Source organism: Pseudomonas sp. C9D1, from assembly GCF_056491235.1.
The window spans coordinates 271,130-292,920 of the sequence record NZ_JBSZIE010000002.1; the positions used below are offsets into that span (position 1 = coordinate 271,130).

Genomic DNA, 21,791 nt, shown 5'->3' on the forward strand with positions numbered 1-21,791 from the left:
AGTATTTGCATCATCGCGTTGATGCCTTTAGTGGGTTGCTTGTGAAGTCGAAGGTGCTGCCAAAAGGGATGTGGTCGAAATCGATCCATTACTTCTACTCGCTGAAAAACCAGAGCTATTGCTGGTGTGAAAGCATGCTTGAGCTCGATGCCCTGCTTGTCATGGAGTTTGATGACGACATTGAGCGTTATAAAACACAGCCCATTTCAATACAGTACAAAAATGCCATAGGGAAGGTCTGCCGATATACGCCAGACTCTTTGTTAAAGCGAAAATCCTCCGCTGAATTTGTTTTTCGTGAAGTCAAGATGAGCAATCGCGTTAACGAAGAGCTCAAGGCAAAATTTGCGCTAATTAATAGGCAAATAATGAGGTCTTACGATTCGCGCCTAGAGATCATTACTGATGGTGATATTCGAGTTGGAAAGCGGATCGATAATTTGAAGGTTCTGTACTCGTATAGGCGAGTAGATGTTAATAAGCCAGACGCCATGGAAATAATGAAAGCCCTGCCTCAAGAGCTATGTTATGGCGACCTTATCGATTGCGCAAAGCGACTTGGAGCTCGGGACGTTACGCCACTCGCTCTTCTGGCCCACGGCTACCTGTCCTTTGACATAACGTCACCGCTAGTGGGCAGCACAAGGATTATAAAACAATGAGCCTTCAATATCTCACTGTCGGTGACCCCATTTCTTTTCGTGGGAAAACTGGGGAAATTGACTACTATGACAACAGCATTGCTGTCATTAAGTTTCTAGATAGTTCAGCGCTCTCAATCTCCCACGTGGCTTTGGCTGATGCCTATAGAGATGGCGAGATGAGCCTGGTCAGGCGGGCAGCATATAACCCCTGCCATATCCAGCTGGATGATGAGCAGAAGAAAGAGGTTATTCGCCTTGAAAAGTACTGCATTGAACTGAGTAATGAGAAAAAGCCTTGTGCGAAAGGTGTCAGAGAGCGCGTAATTTCAAAAGTAGCTGCGGATATTGGCGACGCCAGCCCGCCAAGCAAATCGACAATCCATAAAATTTACAGGAAGTGGATTGACAACGGAAAGAACATGACAAATGTTCTTTTTGGAAAACAAAGGCACAGACGCCCTGTCATACCAGATGAGTTTTTTAATCTGATGGACGAGGTTATTCAGTCTGTATACCTCAGAAAGTCAAAATGGACGATCTATAAGGCTTATATAGAATTTACGAGAGCCTATTTTAATAGACAATATTTGGGCCCGTGCCCATCCCTCTCTAGCTTCGAACGCAGAATCCAAAAACTAGATCGATTGTCTGCCATAAGAAAAAGGTACGGAGAAAGTGCTGCGCGTGAAGAAGGCCGCTCGGCCACTGCAAAGACGAAGCTCAGGCATATTCTTGAATTGGCTTCAATGGATGCAGCCCACTTCAATTACGGCCTGAAAAATATTCTTGGCCAATACGTTGGAATGCCAAGCATCTATTTTGTAATGGACGACTATTCGCGCGCTGTTCTGGGCTATGGGATTCATATCGGAAAGCATAGCGAATCATCAGGCTGTGTAATCCACACGCTTCGATATGCAATTTCTAAAAAACATGACCCTCTTTACCCGTTCTTTGGTCTGCCATGCACTGTCTTAGTAGATCAAGGAGTAGCATATGTTTCAGAGGATGCTGTGAGATTTTTTGCAGGTATCCAAGTAAATATCGCGAAGACGGCGACACGAATGGGATGGGGAAAGCCGATGATTGAGCGCTTCATTGGAACATGCCGAACGAGATTTTTCAGTGGCTTTGATGGCTACCTCGGTAAGCGTGACAGAAGATTTCAGTCTGATGAAACCGTCAAACAGGCAGCAGTTCACACCGTCGCCGAGTTTCGTCAAGCCTTTAGTGAGTTCATTATTGAGTATCACAATACTCCCCACAGTGGTCTGAATGGGAAAACCCCTGCCCAGGTCTGGGCTGAAAGCGCAAAATCGCATCCGCCGATCATTCTCGAAGATATTCCCTATACCCAGTTGCTGCGTGGAGTGCGCGAAGAGAAACAACTCAAATACGCGACAGGGATTACTTGCGACTACCAGGCATTTAATTCTGATGAATTGCAGCGCCTTTATCACGATCTGGAGCCCTCAAAAAAGCCGGGGGTCAGATCTGATATTAAAGTCACTATCTATCGTGATCCGCTTGATGCATCTGCAATTAGCGTGGTTAACCCCCAAACTAATCGTTTGTTCGAGGTGCCGAACATTCTTGCTGCTGAGGCCGAAGGTCTCTCGTTCGCTGAGTTGCGTTCAAAGCGCACGGCCCGGACAACTGCCCAAGCTGCCCCTGTCATAGATGGCGGTGTTCGTGAGGGCTATAGCAGCAAACGGCGTAAAGGCCCTGATGTTCCACTTGATGATTTCGATAGTCCAGTCGACCTGGACTTCATCCTGAGTACCCCCAGCAAACCGATTGCGGCCAGCACGACTGGATACGAGAGCCGGCCACAGACTGATGAGGATGATGACTATGTCGTCACCATTGACTGACCCCTTGCAGCGTAAACCCCATACGGTTGCATTCTTGCAGCGGACGTTTCGGAACAAACAATTCGATGAGGCTACAGAGGCAATCAGGCGCAGCCACAAGACAACCCAAGGGAAAAACCCGAAAAGCCTGATGTTGCTGGGCCCGAGTGGTGCCGGTAAATCAACCATCGTTGACACCTACCGGCATTTTTATCCCGACGTAGCACGGGAGGATCGCATTGAGCGCCCGATTCTGTATGTGTCGCTCCATGCTCGTGTTCGGGTCAACGACATCCTCTCGGCTTTGCTAGATGCATGCGGCGACCCTGAGCCTGACAAAGGCACCACACGCGCTCTGATTCGGCGATTTAATCGCCTTGCAAGCTCGCTCTGCGTGAAGTTGATCATCATCGATGAGATTCAGCATGTGCTCCCCGAGCATACGCATGGACGCACCCAAGAGGCCGCTGACACCATCAAAAGCATTACTAGGGATACGCAGATTCCATTCGTGCTGGTCGGATTGCCCCATGCTAGCCGACTGTTGACTGATACGATTAAGGGCAAGCATGAGGAGGATCAGCTCCTTCGTCGTTTCAATGCATCTGTTGAGATCATGCCTGCCGCTCTAGGATCAAAGGCCTGGAAAAATTTGATGGCTGGCTACCAGCAGATCATCGGAGTGCCATGCATTAATCTGACAGATGAAGAGATGCTGAAACGCATTCACCTTGCCACCAGTGGTCTGCATGGTTTCGTTTCAAACCTGCTGGAGCACGCACTCGAAGAAACCGATGGAAAGGAGCAGGTCTGCATTAAGCATCTTGCTCGTGCCTTTGAGTTCACCACTGGAAGCTTGAGTAAAGTGGGCAATCCGTTTCTGCTGCCTATGCCACAGGTAGAGCGCGCACTGGCGCTACGGGCAAATGTCTGATCAGAAACTACTGCCTGTCCGTCTTCGGCCAGATGCTGGTGAGCACTTCTCAGCTTATCTGCTGCGACTAGCCATTGCGAATGGCCGGGGATCAGTACGAGAGTTCTTCTCGACGCTCAATATTAAGGGCACCAGGGCACAAAACCATCAATCCTCGGACACCCTCATAACCGTGGCCCAGTGGCTGGGACTGAGCGGTGCCGAACTGGAAAGCCTGATCGTGCGAGACGAGACTTTGGCGAAGGTCACACCGCATGATTCCACGCGGATTTACCGCAATCTTGAGCTCCGCGTCCCCAGGGTCTGTACGGCTTGCCTGAATGAAAAAGAAAAGCGGATACCGTCGTACTTTGGCCAGTTGCCGTTCACCCATTGCAATGAGCATGACCATGAACTGATCCATGCGTGCCCGTACTGCAATGCCCCATTCACCTGGTCGGAAGAGCTGTTCGATTGCAAATGCCCTTCGTGCGGGGTCGGCCTCAAAGACTCTACTAGGCCGGTGCAACTACCGGCATATGCTTCAGCGCTTCGTGCATGTTTAATCGACACGACCGGGCTCAACAATTTTATTCGCGATCTACTACTAGCTCTTCAGTGCGTCCTTGAACCTTTGAGCAGTGACCTGTCTGCTCGTGAGAGGCCGCCCACAGAAGTCGCTCGCTGGCCCCTGCTTCTGGAGCAGGCGTACGCCTTGCTCAATGATTCAACGGCGATGGAGTCATGGGTCGAAGCTTGCCGGAGCCATAGATCGGCTACTGCTTCAATTGGAGCATCAGCCATTTATCTGCCGATTTATGCGCTGAAAGAAAAGCTGGGACTACCATGGCCTCTACGAGTTTTCGATTGCCTTGCGGGGCGACATTCGGTCAATGAGCCCGCAGAAGACAACGCAAATCCAATGGCGCTCGTTGATCATCGGTTGCTGTCACAAGTTCTTGGGTGTGAGGCAACCGAAATCCTGCCGCTGCTTGAGTCAGCTGCCATTCAAGGGCTTATCGGCCACAAATCTGTCCGGGATTCTCGTTTTGATCTCGTTGAATTGGCCAAGCAGATTGAACAGCTGGATTCAGATGCTTCGGGTTCGCTCACCGATATGGAGCATGCAGCCCGCATCGCAGCAGCTCATGGTGGCAATCTGGGACATGTGCTGGCAGGCATCCTGCTGAACGAAGTTCCATTCAAACCCAATCCAGAGCGAAATTCTCTACTTGATGGGGCTCGCGTAGGCACCGCTGCCCTGCTGGCTTGGATGGAGAGGCATCTCGCCTCCTTAGAGAATGCTCAATGTCCTCTTTTGCAGACTATCGCCATCATTGGGATGAACAAGCAAGAAATCACTCAGGCGTGCTCGTTGGGGCTGCTCAAGCCTTTGGGGTGGAGGCGCGAGCTTTACTTCCTGGGTGGCGATATCAGTCGGCTGCTCGCCGGCCATACCTCTATCAAACGGTGGTCGAAGATCGCCGGAATCCCCATTCGACAGCTACGAGCTGATCTCCAGGCATCAGACTTCGATGCAGCCATTGATGGCGTGCTTTACACGCGCACAAAAGAGCTAGAGTCCCACCTCAATAGCCTCACCGGACGCTGAGGCCAGCTACGTAGCCTCAAGTTCTCTCGACTTCAATTTGGTCACACTGCCTGTCTGACCATCATTGAAAGCGCCCCCAGATCGACCCGCCCCCCCCAATTGGCTCGTATTGACAAGTTGTCAATGCGCGACCACTCTTAGCGCATAGGAAGCCATTCGGTGCGTTGTCTCGTGGTCGTGTAAAAGCAGCGCCTTGCAAATTCTCCTCTTAGACGATTTTCGCAATGAAAATCTCGCGATAGCTGACGCTTTCGGGCAATGAAAATCTCACGCTAGCTGCGTAAGTCATTGATTCTCCAGTGACTTAAATTCTCCCTTTAGCTGACGTCCGACACCTCCCTGCTTCATCAAATCGGCGATTTCCCGTCCTTGGGATCCTCGCCAGCTGGACGAATGCTAGAGATGGAAATCGCCCGCTGCTTCCGGCTGGTACAGCACCTTCCTGATTTCGATCTGGCGCGTCCGATCAGCCACACGCCAAATCGGTTACAGTCGGCCTTCCTGGTAACCGAGGATGGCGGCGCCGATGTCGGAACACACGGAATGCTTCCCTGCGCTGGCGTTCGCGTCTTCGGGATACACCAGGACCTTCGATCTCTTCGTCGTCCAGTCGCAGCAAGGCCCTGGAGTTCATCGTCACGACATTGCGCGCCACCTGCTGCGGCGTGACGACAATCGCACGCTCAATCTCATGCTCGAGTTCCACGACGGCCGGGCCTTCCTCGAGCACGATCAGGCTCTCGAGCCTGGCCTTGTCGATTTCGGTGATGTGAATCCCCGTCGCGTCGCCAAGGGCACCTTCGCGCAGCAGCTGCAGGTAGCGCCCAGCCGTCATGGCGAATGAATTCAATGCCGGCGTTTCGCTCTCGAGCTGGAAGCCGCTGCGCAGAAAAGCGTTCAACGACCGCGTGTTGTCCGGGTGGATCTTGGCGATGAGCTTCTGGGCTCGCATGTCGAGGAAGGCCAGCTTCATGCCCTCGCGGATCGTACTTGGGCGCCAAGGTTCCGGCCCCATTCGCCGCGGTTGCCGATGGCCAGGACCATCTCGTAATCCGCGCCGGTCTTGATGAGACGGACGAAGCCCACCGGGGTGTCGTGCCTGTCGAAGGCCATGAAGAAGCGGCCGTCGCGGTTGAACAGATGGGTCAGCATCGGGGCTCGAGTCCGCTCGATGGCCTGCTCGATGGTGCGTGAGACATCATCGGAATCGCTCAGGTAACGGGTGACGCGCTCATCTTCCAACCAGTCCATCAACGTCAGTGCATGGGCCCGAGTGATTTCCGGGCACAGCGAAATGAAAGGCTTGTTCATCTTCACCACAGCGCTTCGTAAAGGATGAAAGCCCTTCATGGCGATGGCCATGACGGTTCTTTCGGCGACCGGCGACTTTAAGCCATTGCGCGGAAATTCCAAACGACCTGCGCCCCTCTGCTTCGACATTAAGCGCTTCCCGACACGTGGACGCGGCAACCGCGCATGCACAACCCCGGGCGCGAGGCCCCGGCCGAGTATGCCTGCCGCCCCTTTGCCCGAAACGGTCAGGAACGATCTACGCGGTTACCCGGCCGCCGACATTCCGAATCGGCCTTAGCCGCGTCCTTGACGGACAAAGGTCGCCGTCTACGCTTCCGCAGGCAAATGGCCAGCTCACGTCGTACGAAGGCCGCATGGATGCACAGCAACTGCCATCGGAGGGCAAAATGGTTGCCTATGCTGCCGCAAGTGAGTCTCTGTTCCACGTCGAAGACGGCCTGCTCTGGCTAAGGGCTGACGCCACGGCCCGAGCGACCCGGATCAGCCTCGAGCCCGGAAACCCCCACGTCATCTCCTGCACCCATTCACCGGGGCCCGTGTCCGGCTCGTTGCACCTGTGCCTCGTGGTGGCCGAGGGCGAATACCACAGGGTGGTGCATGCGAAGGTCGAGGATCAGCAGCAGCTTGTCATCACCCCAAGCCTGCACTTGAGACGCTTCCGCACACTGCTTCGCTCCTTGACCCGGATCAGCAAGATCACCCATACCGGCGACGGCGTCCTGGTCAGTACGGTTGATCAGGCCCTGAGCTATGTGCAACTGGATACACCCGCTGCGCGGCCATTGCAGCTGACCCGCTCCGCTGCAACTGGCGACGACCCGCTCTCCGAGGTGCTCGCCGCGAAGAACGCCATCGCCACCTTCCTCGACAACCTTTGCGACCAGTTGCCCAACATCGCCGCAGCGGTGGAGAAACAAGCGACCACGGCGGTACTCGACGCCCTGGGTGTGGAGATAAAGGCCCAGCAGCAGAACCTGGAGAAGATTTTCGATAAACCCCTGGCCACCGTCATTGCCCAGCACAACCAAAATGGCCTCCAGGGCTCATCGGTGGAGGCTGCCATCGGGCTGGTCTCGCCGGCGAGTGGTACCGCAGCTGCCGGCGGTGGCCCCGAGCTGCGCCGAGTGCTCTTGCAGCAATTGAATATCCCGCGCTATTTCGACGTGTTTTCCCCGATACCGGCAGAAGCCCTGGCGATGCCGGTGCGTGCGGTGCGCAACAGTGGCGAGGGTTCCGACCCCTTCGATGCCCTGGGCAAGCTGTTCGCGTCCTTCGCCGAGCTGTTGAACGCCAAGCAACTGGTCTCGCTGACCGGCATGGGGGCCGCCGACCTGCTGCAGGCGATATCCGGAAGCAAGCCGTTTTCCAGCGTGATCGGCGATTTCTTCCAGCTGTTCAAGATCGACGACGCCATGAACGCCCTGCAGGGGGTGTTCGGCTCCGGGCAGCTCTCCTCGCTGATCGGGCAACTGGGCTTGAAGGCCTACCTGCAGCAACCCGTGCAGAACGCCTTCTTCATCGCCCTCTATGCGCACTATTTCCCCGGCAAGACCTTCACCCTGGGCGACTTCATCGCCTTCCTGGGCGCCTTGCTGGGCTTCATCGCCTTCGAGGTCCAGGGGCAGTCCAGCGAGTTCCAGGCGGTGTTCGGCGATCCCCAGAGCTTCGCCGAGTTCACCAACGCCCCGGCCACCCTGGTGGCCCTCATCAATGGCACGCCGGCCCCCTCCTCTGCCGATCTCGCGTTCGTGGCGCTGGCCGCCGACGCCGCACCCGAGCCCGCCGCAGCCGCAGCGCCACCGGCCTGGCGCGTCGGCGTCGCCTCGGCGCTGTCGGGGGTGACGACCCTGCTCATCGGCACCTTCGGGGTCCTCAATTTCGGCACCGGGCTGATCGCCTCGCCCATGGTCGGCGGCGTGGCGGCCGGTCTTTCCCAGGGGCTGTTCGGCATGCTGCAGAACCTCGACACCGAGGACGTGAAGTGGGACCTGCTCGCGGGCTTCGCCGGTGGTTTTTCCGGAGCCTTCGTCTCCACGTTACTGGGCAACAAGCTGTTCGCCGGCTGGGCACAGAACGGCGCTACGCCCTCGGCGCGGATCCCGAAGCTGCGGCTGATCATGCTCGGCTCGGTGCTGACCCTGGGCGCCGGTGGTGGCGCGGTGGTGTCGGCCCTGGTGAAGAGCTACGCCAAGACCGGCCTGCTGGATTTCAACCAGCCGCTGGCCCTTACCAGCGGCGCCATCGGCGGGCTTGGTGGCGGTGCCATGGGCTGCGGCCTGCACTTCATGGGCGGCCTGAGTGGCGGCTCGTGCCTGCCGGTGCCGCTGTCCCTGGCCGAGGCCAACCTTCACGCCCTGAACGGCCTCGCCGCCGCGCAGCCGGCGGTCATGAACAATGCCGCGCCCCTGCCTCCGCCCAACCCGGGCCTGCCGGTCGCCTTGCCGGGCTGGTCGATGGCGGTCTACGCCACCCGCTTCAACGACCCGGCGGCGACGCCCGCCAACGGCCTGTCCCTGGCCCTGGTGAAGTGGAGCGAGTTCCAGCAGATGGACAACGGCTACAACGGCATGCGCGAGCGGCTGTTCTGGCTCGAACACGTTCCCCTCCCTGCCCCACCTCCAGCACCGGCCCCCGCACCGGACCGCCAGGCTGACCTGGTGATCGGCGTGCACGGCATCGGCCGTTTCGTGTTCCCGGCCCTGACCCATTTCGATGCACTGGGCAACCGGGTGGACTTCTCGCGGCCCATGGCCAAGGACGACTTCGCCCAGTTCCTCGCCGGGCAGGGGTACCTCACCAACTACCTCAGCGGCATCAGGAACCAGGGCCGCACGCCCATCGTCAAGCTGCTGATCTGCTTCAGCGCCCTGCCCCTGGGCTGCTGCAGCCTCGGCCAGGCGCTGGCCACGCAGCTCAATGCCACCGTGTATGCCGGGCGGCCCCCGGTCTATCCCTGGCTCGATGCGAACAACTTCCCCCGGGTCCCGGGCTGGGGCGGCTGGATCCGCTACGACGCCTAGCCGCGACGCCCACTCATGCAGGAGCTCCCACGGATGGTCACCTCCACCAGGCTGGCAGCCACAACCGAGACCACGATCGCTTCGGTCGAAGTCTCTCCGGTCATTCTCCCGGGCACCCTGTTCTTCGGGCTGTACGACGATCAGGGACTAAAGGTCAAAGGCGGCTTCAAGGTCGAGGACCTGGTGCTGTCCCGGCATATGCCGCTGGTGAGCCAGGACTTCGCCGACTCCGCCGTGGTGCTCAAGGACTTCCAGCTGGCCTTCGAACACCCGATCGGCGGCACCGCCACCGACCAGTTCGTGCTGGAGCTGACGCTGGTACTGGGGGGCAACACCGTCAGCCAGTTGAAGCTGCCCTTGTCGGGCTCGACCAACCCGCCGCCATCCGGCTCGCAGGTCGCGCCCCCTGGCCAGGGCACAGCGGTGGCCGGCACGCTCACCGATGCCACGCCGCAGACCGTGCCACCGGACTCGATCTTCTGGATCAACATCCAGAAATCCATAGGCCCCATCCATATCGGCCGGATCGGCTTCAACTGCATCGGCAACGACGTCCAGGTGCTGCTGGATGCAGGCCTGGCCACCTCCTCCTTCAGCGTCGAACTCAGCGGCCTGTCGGCAACCGTGCCGATCTTCGGCCTGAACAGCTTCGATGACATCAGGATGGGGCTCAAGGGCCTGGACGTCGCCTTCTCCACCTCGGCCCTGACCATCGAGGGCGGCCTGCTGATCAGCGAACAGAACGGCCAGCAGCAGTACGACGGCGCCTTGCAGATCCGCACCGCGGACCTCGCGCTGATGGCCCTGGGCTCCTTCACTTCCATCGCCAGCAATGGCCACACCGACAACTCGCTGTTCGGCTTCGCCTTCCTTGACCACGCCATCGGCGGGCCGCCGGCGTTCTTCGTCACCGGGCTGTCGGCGGGCTTCGGCTACAACCGCTCGGTGCAGCCGCCGGCGGTCTCCGACGTTGGCAGCTTCCCCCTGCTGGCGGGGCTCAACGACCCGTCGCAACTGGGGCTGCCGGGCAGTGGCCTGCCCCAGGCATCGCAGCTGGCGCAGGTGCTGGGGAAGGTCAACCGCTACATCCAGCCCGCCCTCGGCGAGTACTGGTTCGCCGCCGGTATCCAGTTCACCTCCTTCGAGCTGATCCACTCCAACGTGGTGGCGGTGGTGGAGGTCGGCAAGGAGTTCGAGATCCTGGTCCTGGGCAAGTCCTACGGTTCCTTTCCCCCGGCGGGCGTCACCTACGGCTACGTCGAGCTGGATCTGGAAGTGGTGTTCCAGCCCGATGCCGGGCTGTTCAAGGCAGAAGCGGCGCTGTCGTCCAACTCCTATGTGCTGGACAAGAACTGCCACCTGACCGGCGGCTTCGCCTTCTACAGCTGGTTCGGCAGCAACGCCCATGCCGGCGACTTCGTCTTCACCGTCGGTGGCTACCACCCGGCCTTCAAGCCGCCAGACTATTACCCGGTGGTGTCGCGCCTGGGCTTCGACTGGGCGGTGTCGAGCGAAGTGTCGATCAAGGGCGGTGCCTACTTCGCCCTGACCCCCTCCTGCATCATGGCCGGCGGCGGGCTCGAGGCGGTCTATCAATCGGGCAACCTGCGGGCCTGGTTCACCGCCTACGCCGACTTCCTCATCTACTGGAAACCCTTCTATTTCACGGCCGGCATCGGCGTCGACGTGGGCGTGTCCTACCACGTGCACTTCCTGTTCGTCAGCACCACCCTGCACTTCGAACTGGGCGCCAATCTGGCCCTGTACGGCCCGCCCACCGGCGGCATCGTGCATATCCACCTGTGGATCATCTCCTTCAGCGTGCCCTTCGGCGCCAGCGAAGGCGCGGGGGACCAGAAGCTGGCCTGGAACGACTTCAAGGCGATGCTGGCCCAGCCCCGGCAGAGCGCGGCGCTCTCGCTCGCAGCCCAGGCCAGCAACAACGAGGCCCAGGCCGAGCTGTGCCACCTGACGATCAGCAATGGCCTGCTCAACCAGGTGCAGGACAGCGATGGCAGCGTCCGCTGGCTGGTGCGCGCCGACGAGTTCGTCTTCGACGCCACCTCGGCCGTGCCCATGACCCAGCTCAGCGTGGCCGGCAGCACCCTGCAATCCCAGGCCGGCCCGCTGGCGATCCGGCCGATGAAGGTCACCGGCATCGGTTCCTCGAAGGCCAGCCTGAGCATCACCTCGGAAGACGGCAACCCCATCACCTGGAACACGCCACAGCCCTTCAACCGGGCCCTGCCGCAGGCCCTGTGGGGCGCGCCGGTGGCCAAGCCGTCGGATGTCGACCCCAACGGCAAGCTCATCGACGGCTGCCTGGTCGGTGTTCAGGGCCTCTCCGCACTGGCCACCTACCAGCCGGCGCACACCGGGCAGATCGACATCGCCAAGGCCTTCACCTACTTCACCCTCTTCCCCACCGGCAGCACCACCCTGCCCTGGCTGCCGATCTCCGCCGCCGCGCCAGAGGTGCCCAACAGTGCGGCGATCACCGCGAATGCACGCAGCGCGGTGATCAACCCGGCCATCGACAAGACCGCGAGCGCGCGCACCCAGATAGTCGCGGCACTCGATGCCCTGTGCGGCTTCGCCGTGCTGGACGAATCCATGACCGGTTTCGATGCGCAATCGAACTTCGCCACCGATCCGCTGATCGGCCCGCTGCCCCTTGCCCAGGTGGAATGAGACGAGATGAAGAGCGCCATCCCGATTCGCCGCAGTGCCGATCTCGAACCCGGCACCATCGAGTTCTTCGACAAGATCGTGCCGCCCCTGCTGGCCGGCGACTACAGCATCGCCTTCTCCCAGGAGCTGCTGTACGACAACGAAACGCAGAAGGTGCAGCGCACCCAGAACTTCTCCGTGCAGGCGCCACGCTTCAGCCTGACGGACAAGGACGTGCAGTCGGTGTTTCCCGCCAACGGCAGCAGTGGCAAGTTCGAGAACGACCTGCCGCAGATCGTCCTCAACAAGCGCGCCCTGCCTGGGAACACACCCTGGAGCCGGGCGATACCAGCGGCGCGCCCTGGATGGCCCTGCTGGTGCTCGACACTGCGCAAATCAGCGTGCCGCAGAACAGTGTGGCGCCTCCCACCCAGACCCTGGCGGCGGCATTGCCCCTGTCCCAGGTGCGCAATATCAGCAGTGGCGGGCTGCTGGGCCCGAGCATCGCCCACCTGGACCACGGCCAGAGCGATGACGACATCGTGCACAGCATCGACATCTCCAGTGCCAGCTTCCTCGCCCTCGTGCCGCACCTGGACAATGCCGCTCCGGCCACCAGCGAACTGTGCAGCCTGGCCCACGTGCGCCAGGTGAACATGGAGCACAAGGAAATTCTCGAGATGACGCACTCGGGCTGGTTCTCGCTGATCGTCGGCAACCGCTTCCCGATCAACCCGGAGCAGCCGACCCGGCAACTCGTCCACCTGGTCTCGCTGGAAGGCTTCAAGCCCTACCTCGCCGAAGGCGCGACCTTCCCGGCGGGTATCGACAGCGTTCGGCTGATCTCGCTGTACAGCTGGTCCTTCACCTGCCTGCCCGATCACGGCGAAAGCTTCAGCAGCTTCATGCTCAACCTGGTGTCCGCCGACAGCGAGCAGAACACCGGCCTGAGCCTGCGCCTGCCGCTCTCCCCCGCTGCCATCGCCCAGGACGCCTCGCCCGGCAAGGTCGCCAGCAAGGCCCTGGGCAACGGTTACGTGCCCCTGCAATACAACGCGTTGTACGGCAACAAGACCCTGTCCTGGTACCGCAGCCCCCTGGCACCGTGCAAACCCGACCAGTTCACCCGGGGCGCCACCATGCAGCCCTTCAGGTCGGCATCCGATGCGGTGATCTTCGATCCCCAGACCGGCCTGTTCGACCTCTCCTACTCGGTCGCCTGGCAGACCGGCCGCCTCATGGCCCTGAGCAACCGCGCCTTCGCCACCAGCCTGATGGACTGGCGCCGCAAGCTGAACCACATCGTCGACCTGCTGGCGAACCTGGCGCAGGAAGACCAGCTGCAGAACTTCCTCGACACCTACGCCGGCGACATCAACCAGTTCTTCCATGACCAGCTGATCACCGAGGGTTTCCTCGACTTCATGCTCGGCGAGTTCTCCACGCTGATCGCGCCCAACCTCAACGCCAACCCGGTGAGTTTCGCGCCGCCGCCCAGCACCCTGATCCAGGCCGATGCCGACCTGCCGCCGCAGCTGCTCCAGGAGCTGCAGAAGCTCATGCAGAACCCCCAGGTCACGGCGCTGCTCAACGCCGTCGAGGGCCAGGAACTGCAAACCATCGTCGAGTGGCTGGCACGCACCTCGCTGCTGTACGACGTGCCCTTCGACCACCTGGTGGCCGACTCGCGCCTGCTGCCGATCGAATCGATCCGCTTTTTCTACCTCGATCGCGCCTGGATCGACAGCCTGGTGGACGGCGCCATGAGCATCGGCGTGCAGTCGTCCAGGGACAGCCACTACTACACCATCACCAAGGACCTCATCCGCGATGCCCTCGACCGGCTGACCCTGGGCATCCGCGAACAGCTGCTGGGCCTGCCCGCCACCCAACAGGACCCCACTGACGGGGTGATCGCCGGCTTCCTCCTGCGCTCCGACGTGCTCGTGCAATACCCGGGCATCGAGATCAAGGGCTACCGCAGTGTTGGAAAGGACGATGAGGGCGCGCCGCTGGGTATCGACCGCATGCAGATCCTCCGGCTCGATCGGCTATCGCCCAACGTGCTGATCTGCCTGTTCCCCGATGCCCCGGCCTGGATCGAGTTCGACCAGCCCAGCGAAGGCCTGTGCTTTGGCGTGGAGCCCGTGCAGCAGGCCCTGGAAATCGACCTGCGTGACCCGGACAACGGCGAAATCATGCCCGGCGTGACCTACACCCTGGACGGCGTGGCGGACTTTCGCGGCCCGCAGGCCGACCGCGTCTTGAACATCAAGCACTTGAACGCGGCCCTCGCCGCCAAGCTGGGCAAGACCACCTTGAATGCAGCGCAGTTCGCGCTGCAACTGGTCAAGGTGCCCGAGCAGATGGTGTTTACCAATCAGGCACAGAAGGCCAGGTGAAAACGATGACAGGGACGACCCAACTGCTGATCCCCATGGCGCTGCAAGCCCTGCTGGTGAACCAGCCCGTGCTCAATGGCAGCAGGTTCCGGCGCTGGCGGAACAACTACAGCTACCTGGTCAACAACATGGACAGCCCCACGCCGGCGCCCTTCCAGGACGGCGGCGACCCACCGAAACCGGGCATCCACCTGCACTGGCAATTGCCCCAGGCCCTCAAGCATGGGCAGCCGGGCGCGCAGCTGTTCACCATCACCGCCGCGGTTGCCACCATCACCCGTGCCCTGGAGCAGAACCAGCCTAGCGCCGAGCTGCTCGCCGCCTTCAGCAGCAACGGCCTGGCCTTGGCCGCCAGTGGCGTTTCGATCGCCCCCCAGGCGGACACCGGCGACACCGGCTGGCAACTGATCGACTGGCGCAACGCCCGGCACTACCTGATCGAACCCCGGCAGGATGCGGCGAAACAGCCCTACCTGGCCGTCAGCGACGCGCAGATCAGCTTTCCCCAGGTGCCCAACCGCTGGCTGGTGGTGCGCTTCCAGCCTGGCGCGAGCAAGATCGACCCCACCTCCTGGATCATCGAAAGCGACTACCTCAGCGGCAAGGATGGCTCGATGTCCTTCCTCGATCCCAAGGTGCAGAACCTCGGCAGCCCGAATGCCGTGACCAAGATCGGCAAGTCCCAGCTGCTCAGTGCCAGCTGGAGCGAAACGGCCGCCGGCAATGCCATGTTCCTGCGCGCCATAGGCCCCGGGGACGTGACCTTCAGCGCCTATGCCCCGGCCGCGCAGAACGTCTTCAGTTTCGTCGACGGCGATGCCGCCAACCTGCCGGAAAACACCGCCTTGAGCTACCTGGTGGCCGGCTGGTACGCCAACCCGGACTTCGACCCGCTGCAGGGTGCCGGCGCACAGCTGGACGCCTTCAGCGCACAGCTCGGCGACCTCAACTGGGCCCTGGCCGGGTTCCCCGACCTCAGCCAGTACACCGGTGCGCTGGCCAACCGCTGCATCGTCCACGGCATGCGCCATTCCCTGGTCTGGCAAACCGCGACCATGCCGACCGGCGACCAGACCCAAGTGCCGGGCGACATCGGCAAGAACGTGAAGGTCGCCATCGGCAACACCTCGGTGGAAGCCCTCGCAGCCCTGGTGGGGGTGACCAGCGGTGACCAGGATGTCGACCTGACCCTGCTCGAAGCCCTGCAATATGGCTCGCTGGACACCCTCGACCAGGTCGGTGGCCGCACCCTGGTGGCGGACAAGGCACGCCAGGCCCGCTACGGCGCCATCCCGGGCGGCCAGGCCTGGGAAGTCCGCGCGCGGGAAACCACCGGCACGACGAATGCCAGCGCCCCTGTCGACAGCACCGACTACGCCGCCGGCCTCGCCGCCCTGAATCGCGCCCAGGCCCTCCTCAACGCCAACCAGCGCCAGCTGACGTCGTTGCAATGGACGCTGTACGCGCGTTGGTGGAAGAACCAGAACTACAACGTGCTCGGCCTGGGGCCGACCAATCCGCCGGCCAACATGGCCCAGATCGCCAGCGCACTGGACCCCAGCTCGGCGCAATACCAGGCCCTGGTCAGCCAGATCCAGCAACTGCAGCAGAGCATCAGCGTCACCCTCAGCAGCGGCCAGGTGCCGCTCTACAGCGACGAGACGGCCATCGAGGCCTATGCCCGCACCGTGCTCAAGCTGCCGCCCTCACTGGTGCTCAAACCCAGGAACGCGCCCCGCTACTGGCAGCCCAATGACCCGGTGCTGGTGGTTGCCGGTATCGCCAACCCCGACAACGACAGCGCCGGCCCGGCCCTGCAGTGCCGCACCCTGGACCAGGTCGTCACCGGCCTGAGCATCGACGGCAAGACCGTCACCGCCGATGGCGCGGCAGCGTTGATCCCCCTGCCCCTGGCCAACACGGGAATTCCACCCGCGCTTTACGCGCTGTGCAAAGAGGCGTTCTTCCTCGACCCGGCGAACTGGACGAACATCGCCGCCAACCTGTTCATGGGCAACGTGCAAGCGGCCGACATAGGCACGGCCATCGCCAAGGGCACCTGGGCGGCCGCCGGCTCCCAGGGACCCCTGGCGCTCTCGGTGGCGGCCTGGGTGCAACCCTGGAACCCGCTGTTCCTGGAGTGGAGCCTGAAGTGGTACCCCACCTACAGCCAGAAGGATGGCGACTCGCCCTGGCAGTTCAACCGCAATGAATGGCAATTCGACGGCGACGACTACAACTGGACCGGGGTGCACCTGAACGAAAGCCTGATGGTCGGCTATACCGGGCGCACGCTGCTGTCGTCGCACTCGGTGTTCAACTTCGAGAACCGCCTGCGCGACTACATCGACAAGTCCAGGACGCCGCAGCCGAAGCTGGAAAGGCTCGATGCCCTGCTCCAGGCGATCCGCTCCTGGGGGGTGATGTCGCAGCGCCTCAGCGGCCTGCATGGCGAGTTCGCGACCCGTTCGGCAGGCCAGTCCTGGCCCCCCATCGGCGATATCGCCGCCCTGGTGCAGAACCAGTACCAGAGCGCACCCGACCCCAGCAAAGGCGACCAGGACTATGACTACGGCCCGGTGTCGCCGACCTTCTTCCCGCAGCTGGGCGGGTTCTTCGTGATCGACGATATCGAGGTGGTCGACAGCTTTGGCCAGTCCGTCAGCCTGCTGCCCGCCAACAACAACCCCTCCGGTGGCAAGGCCTCGACCTTTACCCCCATCCGCTCGCGGCAACTCACCCCGGCCAACCCGAATATCGCCGTCGGCGACTACACGCCGGCGCAGTTCGTGCAGCAGCGCTTCGGCCTGGTCCAGCCCGGGCAACTGAGCATGCGCTGGGTCGACGCCGACAAGGACAGCGATGAGGTCGGCCTGGTGGCTTCCGCCGATCCCGTGTGCGGCTGGGTACTGCCCAACCACCTGGACGTCGCCCTGGCCATCTACGACCAGCAGGGCCAGTTGCTGGGCGAGGTGCGTGAAGACCCCAACCGGCAGACGGTCGCCTGGTTCCCGGCGCCCGATAGCCTGAACCCCATCACCAGCCCGGAGCAGATTCCCAACCTGCACCTGCGTGGCGTGGTCAGCGGCCTGATGGCGGCGCAGCGCCAGGCCGGCGGCACCTTCGACAACTTCCTCACGGTGATCGACGAATCACTGTGGCTGGTGGACCCGCTCGGCCCCCGCAGCGACCCGGACATGGCGGTGCTGATCGGCCGGCCCCTGGCCGTGCTGCGACTGAAGCTGGCCCTGGAGCTGGCCGGCGGGCGCTACACCAACCAGAGCTGGGCCGACACCTTCACCGACAATGACAACGGCGTGGGCCAGACCGCCTTCGCCTTGCGCCTGGGCAGCCTGGCCGTGCGCGAAGACGGGCTGATCGGCTACTACGCCGACCCGGCCTTCCAGACCTTCAACTCGGTGCATTACCCCGCCGGGCTCGACACCGGCTCCAGCTACGTCCAGGCCATCGGCGGCAAGGCCGGCAACTACCTGTCGCTGACCGCCGATGGCACCCCGGCCTTCATCACCCTGCTGATGGACCCGCGCGGCACCCTGCACGGCAGCACCGGCATCCTGCCGGTCAAGAACATCGCCCTGCCCAACCGCTTCTTCGAAAACACCCTGAGCAATATGGAAATCACCTTCAGCGTCGGCTCGCTGCTGACCTCGGCGGCGTCGATCCAGATCCCGCGCCTGGCGGAGCAGAACGGCGAGTGGTCGTGGATCAGCCACACCAGCCCCACCCAGTTCACCGCCTCGGCGGTGGACTTCAGCTCGCCCAACGCCCAGCTCTCGGCTCCATCCATGCAGGTCCAGGACGGCTGGCTGAAGTTCATGACCCACCTTGATAGGAATGCCGACGATGAGTGAGCTCCTGCTGTCCTACTCGTTCCTCACCGAGCCCGGGGTGCTGCAGGCGGGCAATACCGCGCGCCTGACCATCATCGTGTCGAATGCCGGGGCGCCCTTCACCCTCAATGGCATCGACTTCGTGCTGACCCAGGGCAGCGGCGCGCGGGACATCGCCAGCGGCGTAGCCCCGACCACACCCAGCCTGCCCGACGGCTGGTCGCACCCGACGCCCAGCGGCGGCAGGTTCTCGATGTCGCCAGCGGCGCCCTACAGCATCGGCCGCGACGGGTTGATCTTCGTCTTCGACCTCACGGTCAGCCCCATGGTCGGCACCGCGCTGATCGCCATCACCGAACACATCGAGGTAGACGGCTCGACGCGGGCCAATCGCGGCTCCCTGGCGGTGCCCAAGTTCCCCCAGGACTTCCGCCTCGACGCCTTCTACAGCGCCACGCCGATCATCAACCAGGGCGACAGCGTGACCCTGGTCTGGACCGGGCAGAACCTGCACCTGGCCAACTACAGCATCAGCTACAGCGTGGATGGCCAGAGCACCCTCGTGAACATCCCGGCGCGCACCTACATCTACACCCTGGATGCGGTGGAGGCCTCGGGCATCTACTACCTGCACGTCACCGCCGCGAGCGACGAAACCACCTCGTTCACCTTCCAGTCCAGCGTCTACCCCATCACCGTCAACCCGGCCATCGCCGCGTTCTGGGCCGCAGAAAGCGTCGGCGCCCCCGGCGACAGCGTCGTGCTCAACTGGCGGGTGGCCGAGAGCGTGACCAGCGCCACCATCAGTTGCCTGCAGAGCGGCGCCAGCTGGAAGCTGGACGCCACGGCCCTGGCCAAAGGTATGCTGACGGTCGACCTGCCGGCGATCTCCATGTCCGCGCATTACCAGCTGCAGGCCTTCCAGGGTGGCCAGGACGGCGCTGCGCCCCAGCAGGTGGCCGCCAGCACCCTGAGCATCGCCGTCAGCACGAGCATCCCCCACCTGAAGAGCAACTACGCCCAGTTCGTCACCGACGCCCAGGCCGTGGACCTCGGCAAGATGCCGGCCCGAGCCATCGACGACGAGGTGGTGCCGCCACTGATGGAGGCGATCTTCCGCGCCTTCAAGAGCGTCTACCCGAACATCGACTTCTACCTCGACTGGGCCAATGACACGGCCAATGCGCGCAGCTTCGTCTACATCGACGGCCGGCAGAAGGTCGTGGTCAATGGTGGCCTGGTACGCATCACCTGCCTGTACTACGAAGCCTTCTGCTTCATCGTCGGCCAGTGCGTGGCGCGCTTCAGCGGGCAGACGCCGGTGGACGGCAACGGCCTGAGCTACGTCGGGGTGGCCGACTACACCACCACCGTCACCCTGCTCTCGCGGGTGTTCTTCTCCGTCTCCGACAACAGCGCCCTGAACAGCGGCATCGAGATCCAGATCAAGACCCTGTTCCAGCAGGGCATCTCCAGCCAGAACCAGAAGCCCGACCCGAATGACCTCGCGGCCAACCCGGGCATCCCCTGCCGCTACCGCGCCATCACCGCAGGCATCTTCGGTGAAGCGCTGCCGGGGTGCGTCAGTTCGAGTTCCTGAGCCGGCCGTTGCACCGACAGAACCTATCCGCACAACCACCAGAACCAGAGGGACTTGAAATGGGATCGATCTTTCCGGGATGCGAAAACTCCGTGCATGACCTGAATCCGAACGCCAAGGTCTGCAGCGAGCAGCATTGCGACAACTTCACCGAGTCGCAGACCTTCCACGACGACTGCAACACCTTCGGCAAGGGCCACCCGCTCTACCCCGTCTCCACCGCACAATGCATCAACAGGAACCCGCCCCACGACATCAAGGAGCCGGACTACGACCCCACCTGGGGCTACAGCTGCCCGGACGGCTACGCCACCCAGACCTGCTACTGCTGCTGCTCCTGCCTGGCCAACGGCACGCCGATCGCCATCCCGAACGGGGTCAAGGCCATCGAGCAGTTCAACATCGGCGACGACGTCACGGTGGGGGGCTGGGACGCGCAGAAGCTGTCCTGGAAAACCGGCACGGTGAAATTCTCCAGCGGCACCGACGCTGGCGGGCACAGCACCATGGTGTACATCCGCGCTGCCGGTGACCGCCAGTGGGTCGCCTCCTTCGACCACCTGTTCCTGATGAGCAACGGCAAGCTCAAGCGCGCGGATCGCCTGGTCCCGGGCAGGGATCAGCTGATGACCGCCGAGGGCACCGCGCTCGACATCAACAGCTGCCAGATCGGCATATGGAGGGGAGGCCTGCACCACATCGCCACCGGCTTGCACTTCACCGGTACTCTCGATGGCCACCTGATCAATTCGGCGGGCGTGGTGTCCGGCGATTACTGCCTGCAGATCAACCAGCACGAGTTGGCCAAGATGGGCCTGATGGACGGCCCGGACGACACCCCCGTCCTCGGCAGCGAGTCGTTTGCCGCCGCCAACCCGCACCTCAGCGTGACCCGTGCCGCTGCGCTGCATGCCGGCGAGAACCTGGAGGGCGTGGCTGCCCCCGCAGGTTTCAGCGCCTTCAACCCCGAGGGTGACATCTACATTCCGGCCGGGGCCGCGCGCTTCCTCACCGAGGAGCAGGCCGACGACATCGTCAACAGCAAGCAGGCCAGCTTCCGCGACCTGACCAGCGAAGCCGGCATCGACGCCGTCAACTACCTGATCAAGGTGTTCAAGGCTTTCTACCCCTCGATCAACGTCCTCATCGACCGCGCCAACCCCAGCTTCAACACCTACGCCTTCGAGATGTACGGGCAGCAGCACCTGGTGATCAGTGGCGAGATCACCCGGCTCAATGGCCTCTATGCCGATGGCTACAAGTTCATCATCGCCCAGGGCATCGCCCGGCTCCTGGGCAGCACGCCGAAAGACGCCAATGGCTTCACCTATACGGCGGCCGCCGACTTCTATGCGGTTTCGTCGATCTTCCGTAACGTCTTCTTCCTCGACTCCGACGACCTGTTCAACAACGCACTGGACCAGATCAAGACGGTGTTCGGCTACATCCTCCCGATCCATGCCGGCGGCGACGACAACGACCTGGCCAACAACCCCTCGATCAAGTGCCGCATCGGTTCCATCAACACCGGCATCTTCGGCGGCAACGTGCTGCCCTGCGCCTGCGACGACCTGGCGCTGCTGGCGGCCACGCCGAACGGCAGCGACCCCAAGAACCTGCTTCTCGCGCTGTCCTTCAACAAGAACATCGACCCCCTGAGCATCGAGGACCTCTACAACTTCAAGTTCACCCCCGCCGGCGCGAGCGAAGTCGTGACCAAGCCGCCCAAGGTGCTCTCCGCCCAGCTCAACCCGCAGGACGCCTCGGTGGTTGTGCTGACCGTCAGCGCGCCCCTCGGCAGGGCGTTCACCATCACCCTGACCGATGTCGCCGCGGAGAACGGCTCGGTGCTGGGCGAGCACAACAGCGCGGACTTCAACTTCCCAGCGGCCAAGTAGCCAGGAGGCCCGAC

General features: G+C 62.0%; 10 protein-coding genes and 1 pseudogene. 10 read left to right on the forward strand and 1 reads right to left on the reverse strand.

Annotated elements, in window-relative coordinates:
* Positions 1-134 precede the first annotated feature (134 nt).
* Genes ACXI0U_RS09635 through ACXI0U_RS09650 form a run of 4 tightly spaced genes read left to right on the forward strand, consistent with a single transcriptional unit; the run spans position 135 to position 5,022 of the window.
* Positions 135-662, forward strand: a complete 528-nt coding sequence (locus ACXI0U_RS09635) for a Tn7 transposase TnsA N-terminal domain-containing protein (protein WP_397487566.1) — start codon at positions 135-137, stop codon at positions 660-662.
* Complete coding sequence (locus ACXI0U_RS09640; RefSeq protein ID WP_479550145.1) at positions 659-2,518, forward strand: hypothetical protein; 1,860 nt, start codon at positions 659-661, stop codon at positions 2,516-2,518. The genes ACXI0U_RS09635 and ACXI0U_RS09640 overlap by 4 nt, the downstream gene beginning before the upstream one ends.
* Entirely contained in the window at positions 2,499-3,431 is a 933-nt protein-coding gene (locus tag ACXI0U_RS09645) for a TniB family NTP-binding protein (protein WP_397487563.1), read from the forward strand. Before ACXI0U_RS09640 ends, ACXI0U_RS09645 begins: the two co-directional genes overlap by 20 nt.
* Positions 3,424-5,022, forward strand: coding sequence for a TniQ family protein (locus ACXI0U_RS09650; protein WP_479550146.1), 1,599 nt, complete (start codon positions 3,424-3,426; stop codon positions 5,020-5,022). Before ACXI0U_RS09645 ends, ACXI0U_RS09650 begins: the two co-directional genes overlap by 8 nt.
* A gap of 396 nt (positions 5,023-5,418) precedes the next feature.
* On the opposite strand, the pseudogene ACXI0U_RS09655 reads toward ACXI0U_RS09650, so the two are convergent.
* Positions 5,419-6,384 (reverse strand): annotated as a pseudogene (locus tag ACXI0U_RS09655) (bifunctional GNAT family N-acetyltransferase/nucleoside diphosphate kinase regulator).
* 629 nt (positions 6,385-7,013) lie between these two features.
* Between ACXI0U_RS09655 and ACXI0U_RS09660 the strand changes: the two are divergent.
* The 6 genes from ACXI0U_RS09660 (at position 7,014) to ACXI0U_RS09685 (ending at position 21,777) form a co-directional block, all read left to right on the forward strand.
* Positions 7,014-9,356, forward strand: a complete 2,343-nt coding sequence (locus ACXI0U_RS09660) for a hypothetical protein (protein ID WP_479550147.1) — start codon at positions 7,014-7,016, stop codon at positions 9,354-9,356.
* 33 nt (positions 9,357-9,389) lie between these two features.
* Positions 9,390-12,047, forward strand: coding sequence for a DUF6603 domain-containing protein (locus tag ACXI0U_RS09665; protein ID WP_271661245.1), 2,658 nt, complete (start codon positions 9,390-9,392; stop codon positions 12,045-12,047).
* A 344-nt stretch (positions 12,048-12,391) separates the two neighbouring features.
* A complete protein-coding gene (locus tag ACXI0U_RS09670; RefSeq protein ID WP_479550148.1) occupies positions 12,392-14,428 on the forward strand; it encodes a hypothetical protein in 2,037 nt (678 codons plus the stop codon).
* A gap of 5 nt (positions 14,429-14,433) precedes the next feature.
* Complete coding sequence (locus ACXI0U_RS09675; protein WP_431484409.1) at positions 14,434-18,300, forward strand: hypothetical protein; 3,867 nt, start codon at positions 14,434-14,436, stop codon at positions 18,298-18,300.
* On the forward strand, positions 18,293-19,879 hold the full coding sequence (locus tag ACXI0U_RS09680) for a hypothetical protein (RefSeq protein ID WP_431484408.1): 1,587 nt from the start codon (positions 18,293-18,295) through the stop codon (positions 19,877-19,879). Before ACXI0U_RS09675 ends, ACXI0U_RS09680 begins: the two co-directional genes overlap by 8 nt.
* 92 nt (positions 19,880-19,971) lie before the next feature.
* Positions 19,972-21,777, forward strand: a complete 1,806-nt coding sequence (locus ACXI0U_RS09685) for a Hint domain-containing protein (RefSeq protein ID WP_431484407.1) — start codon at positions 19,972-19,974, stop codon at positions 21,775-21,777.
* The last annotated feature ends 14 nt before the right edge of the window (positions 21,778-21,791 follow it).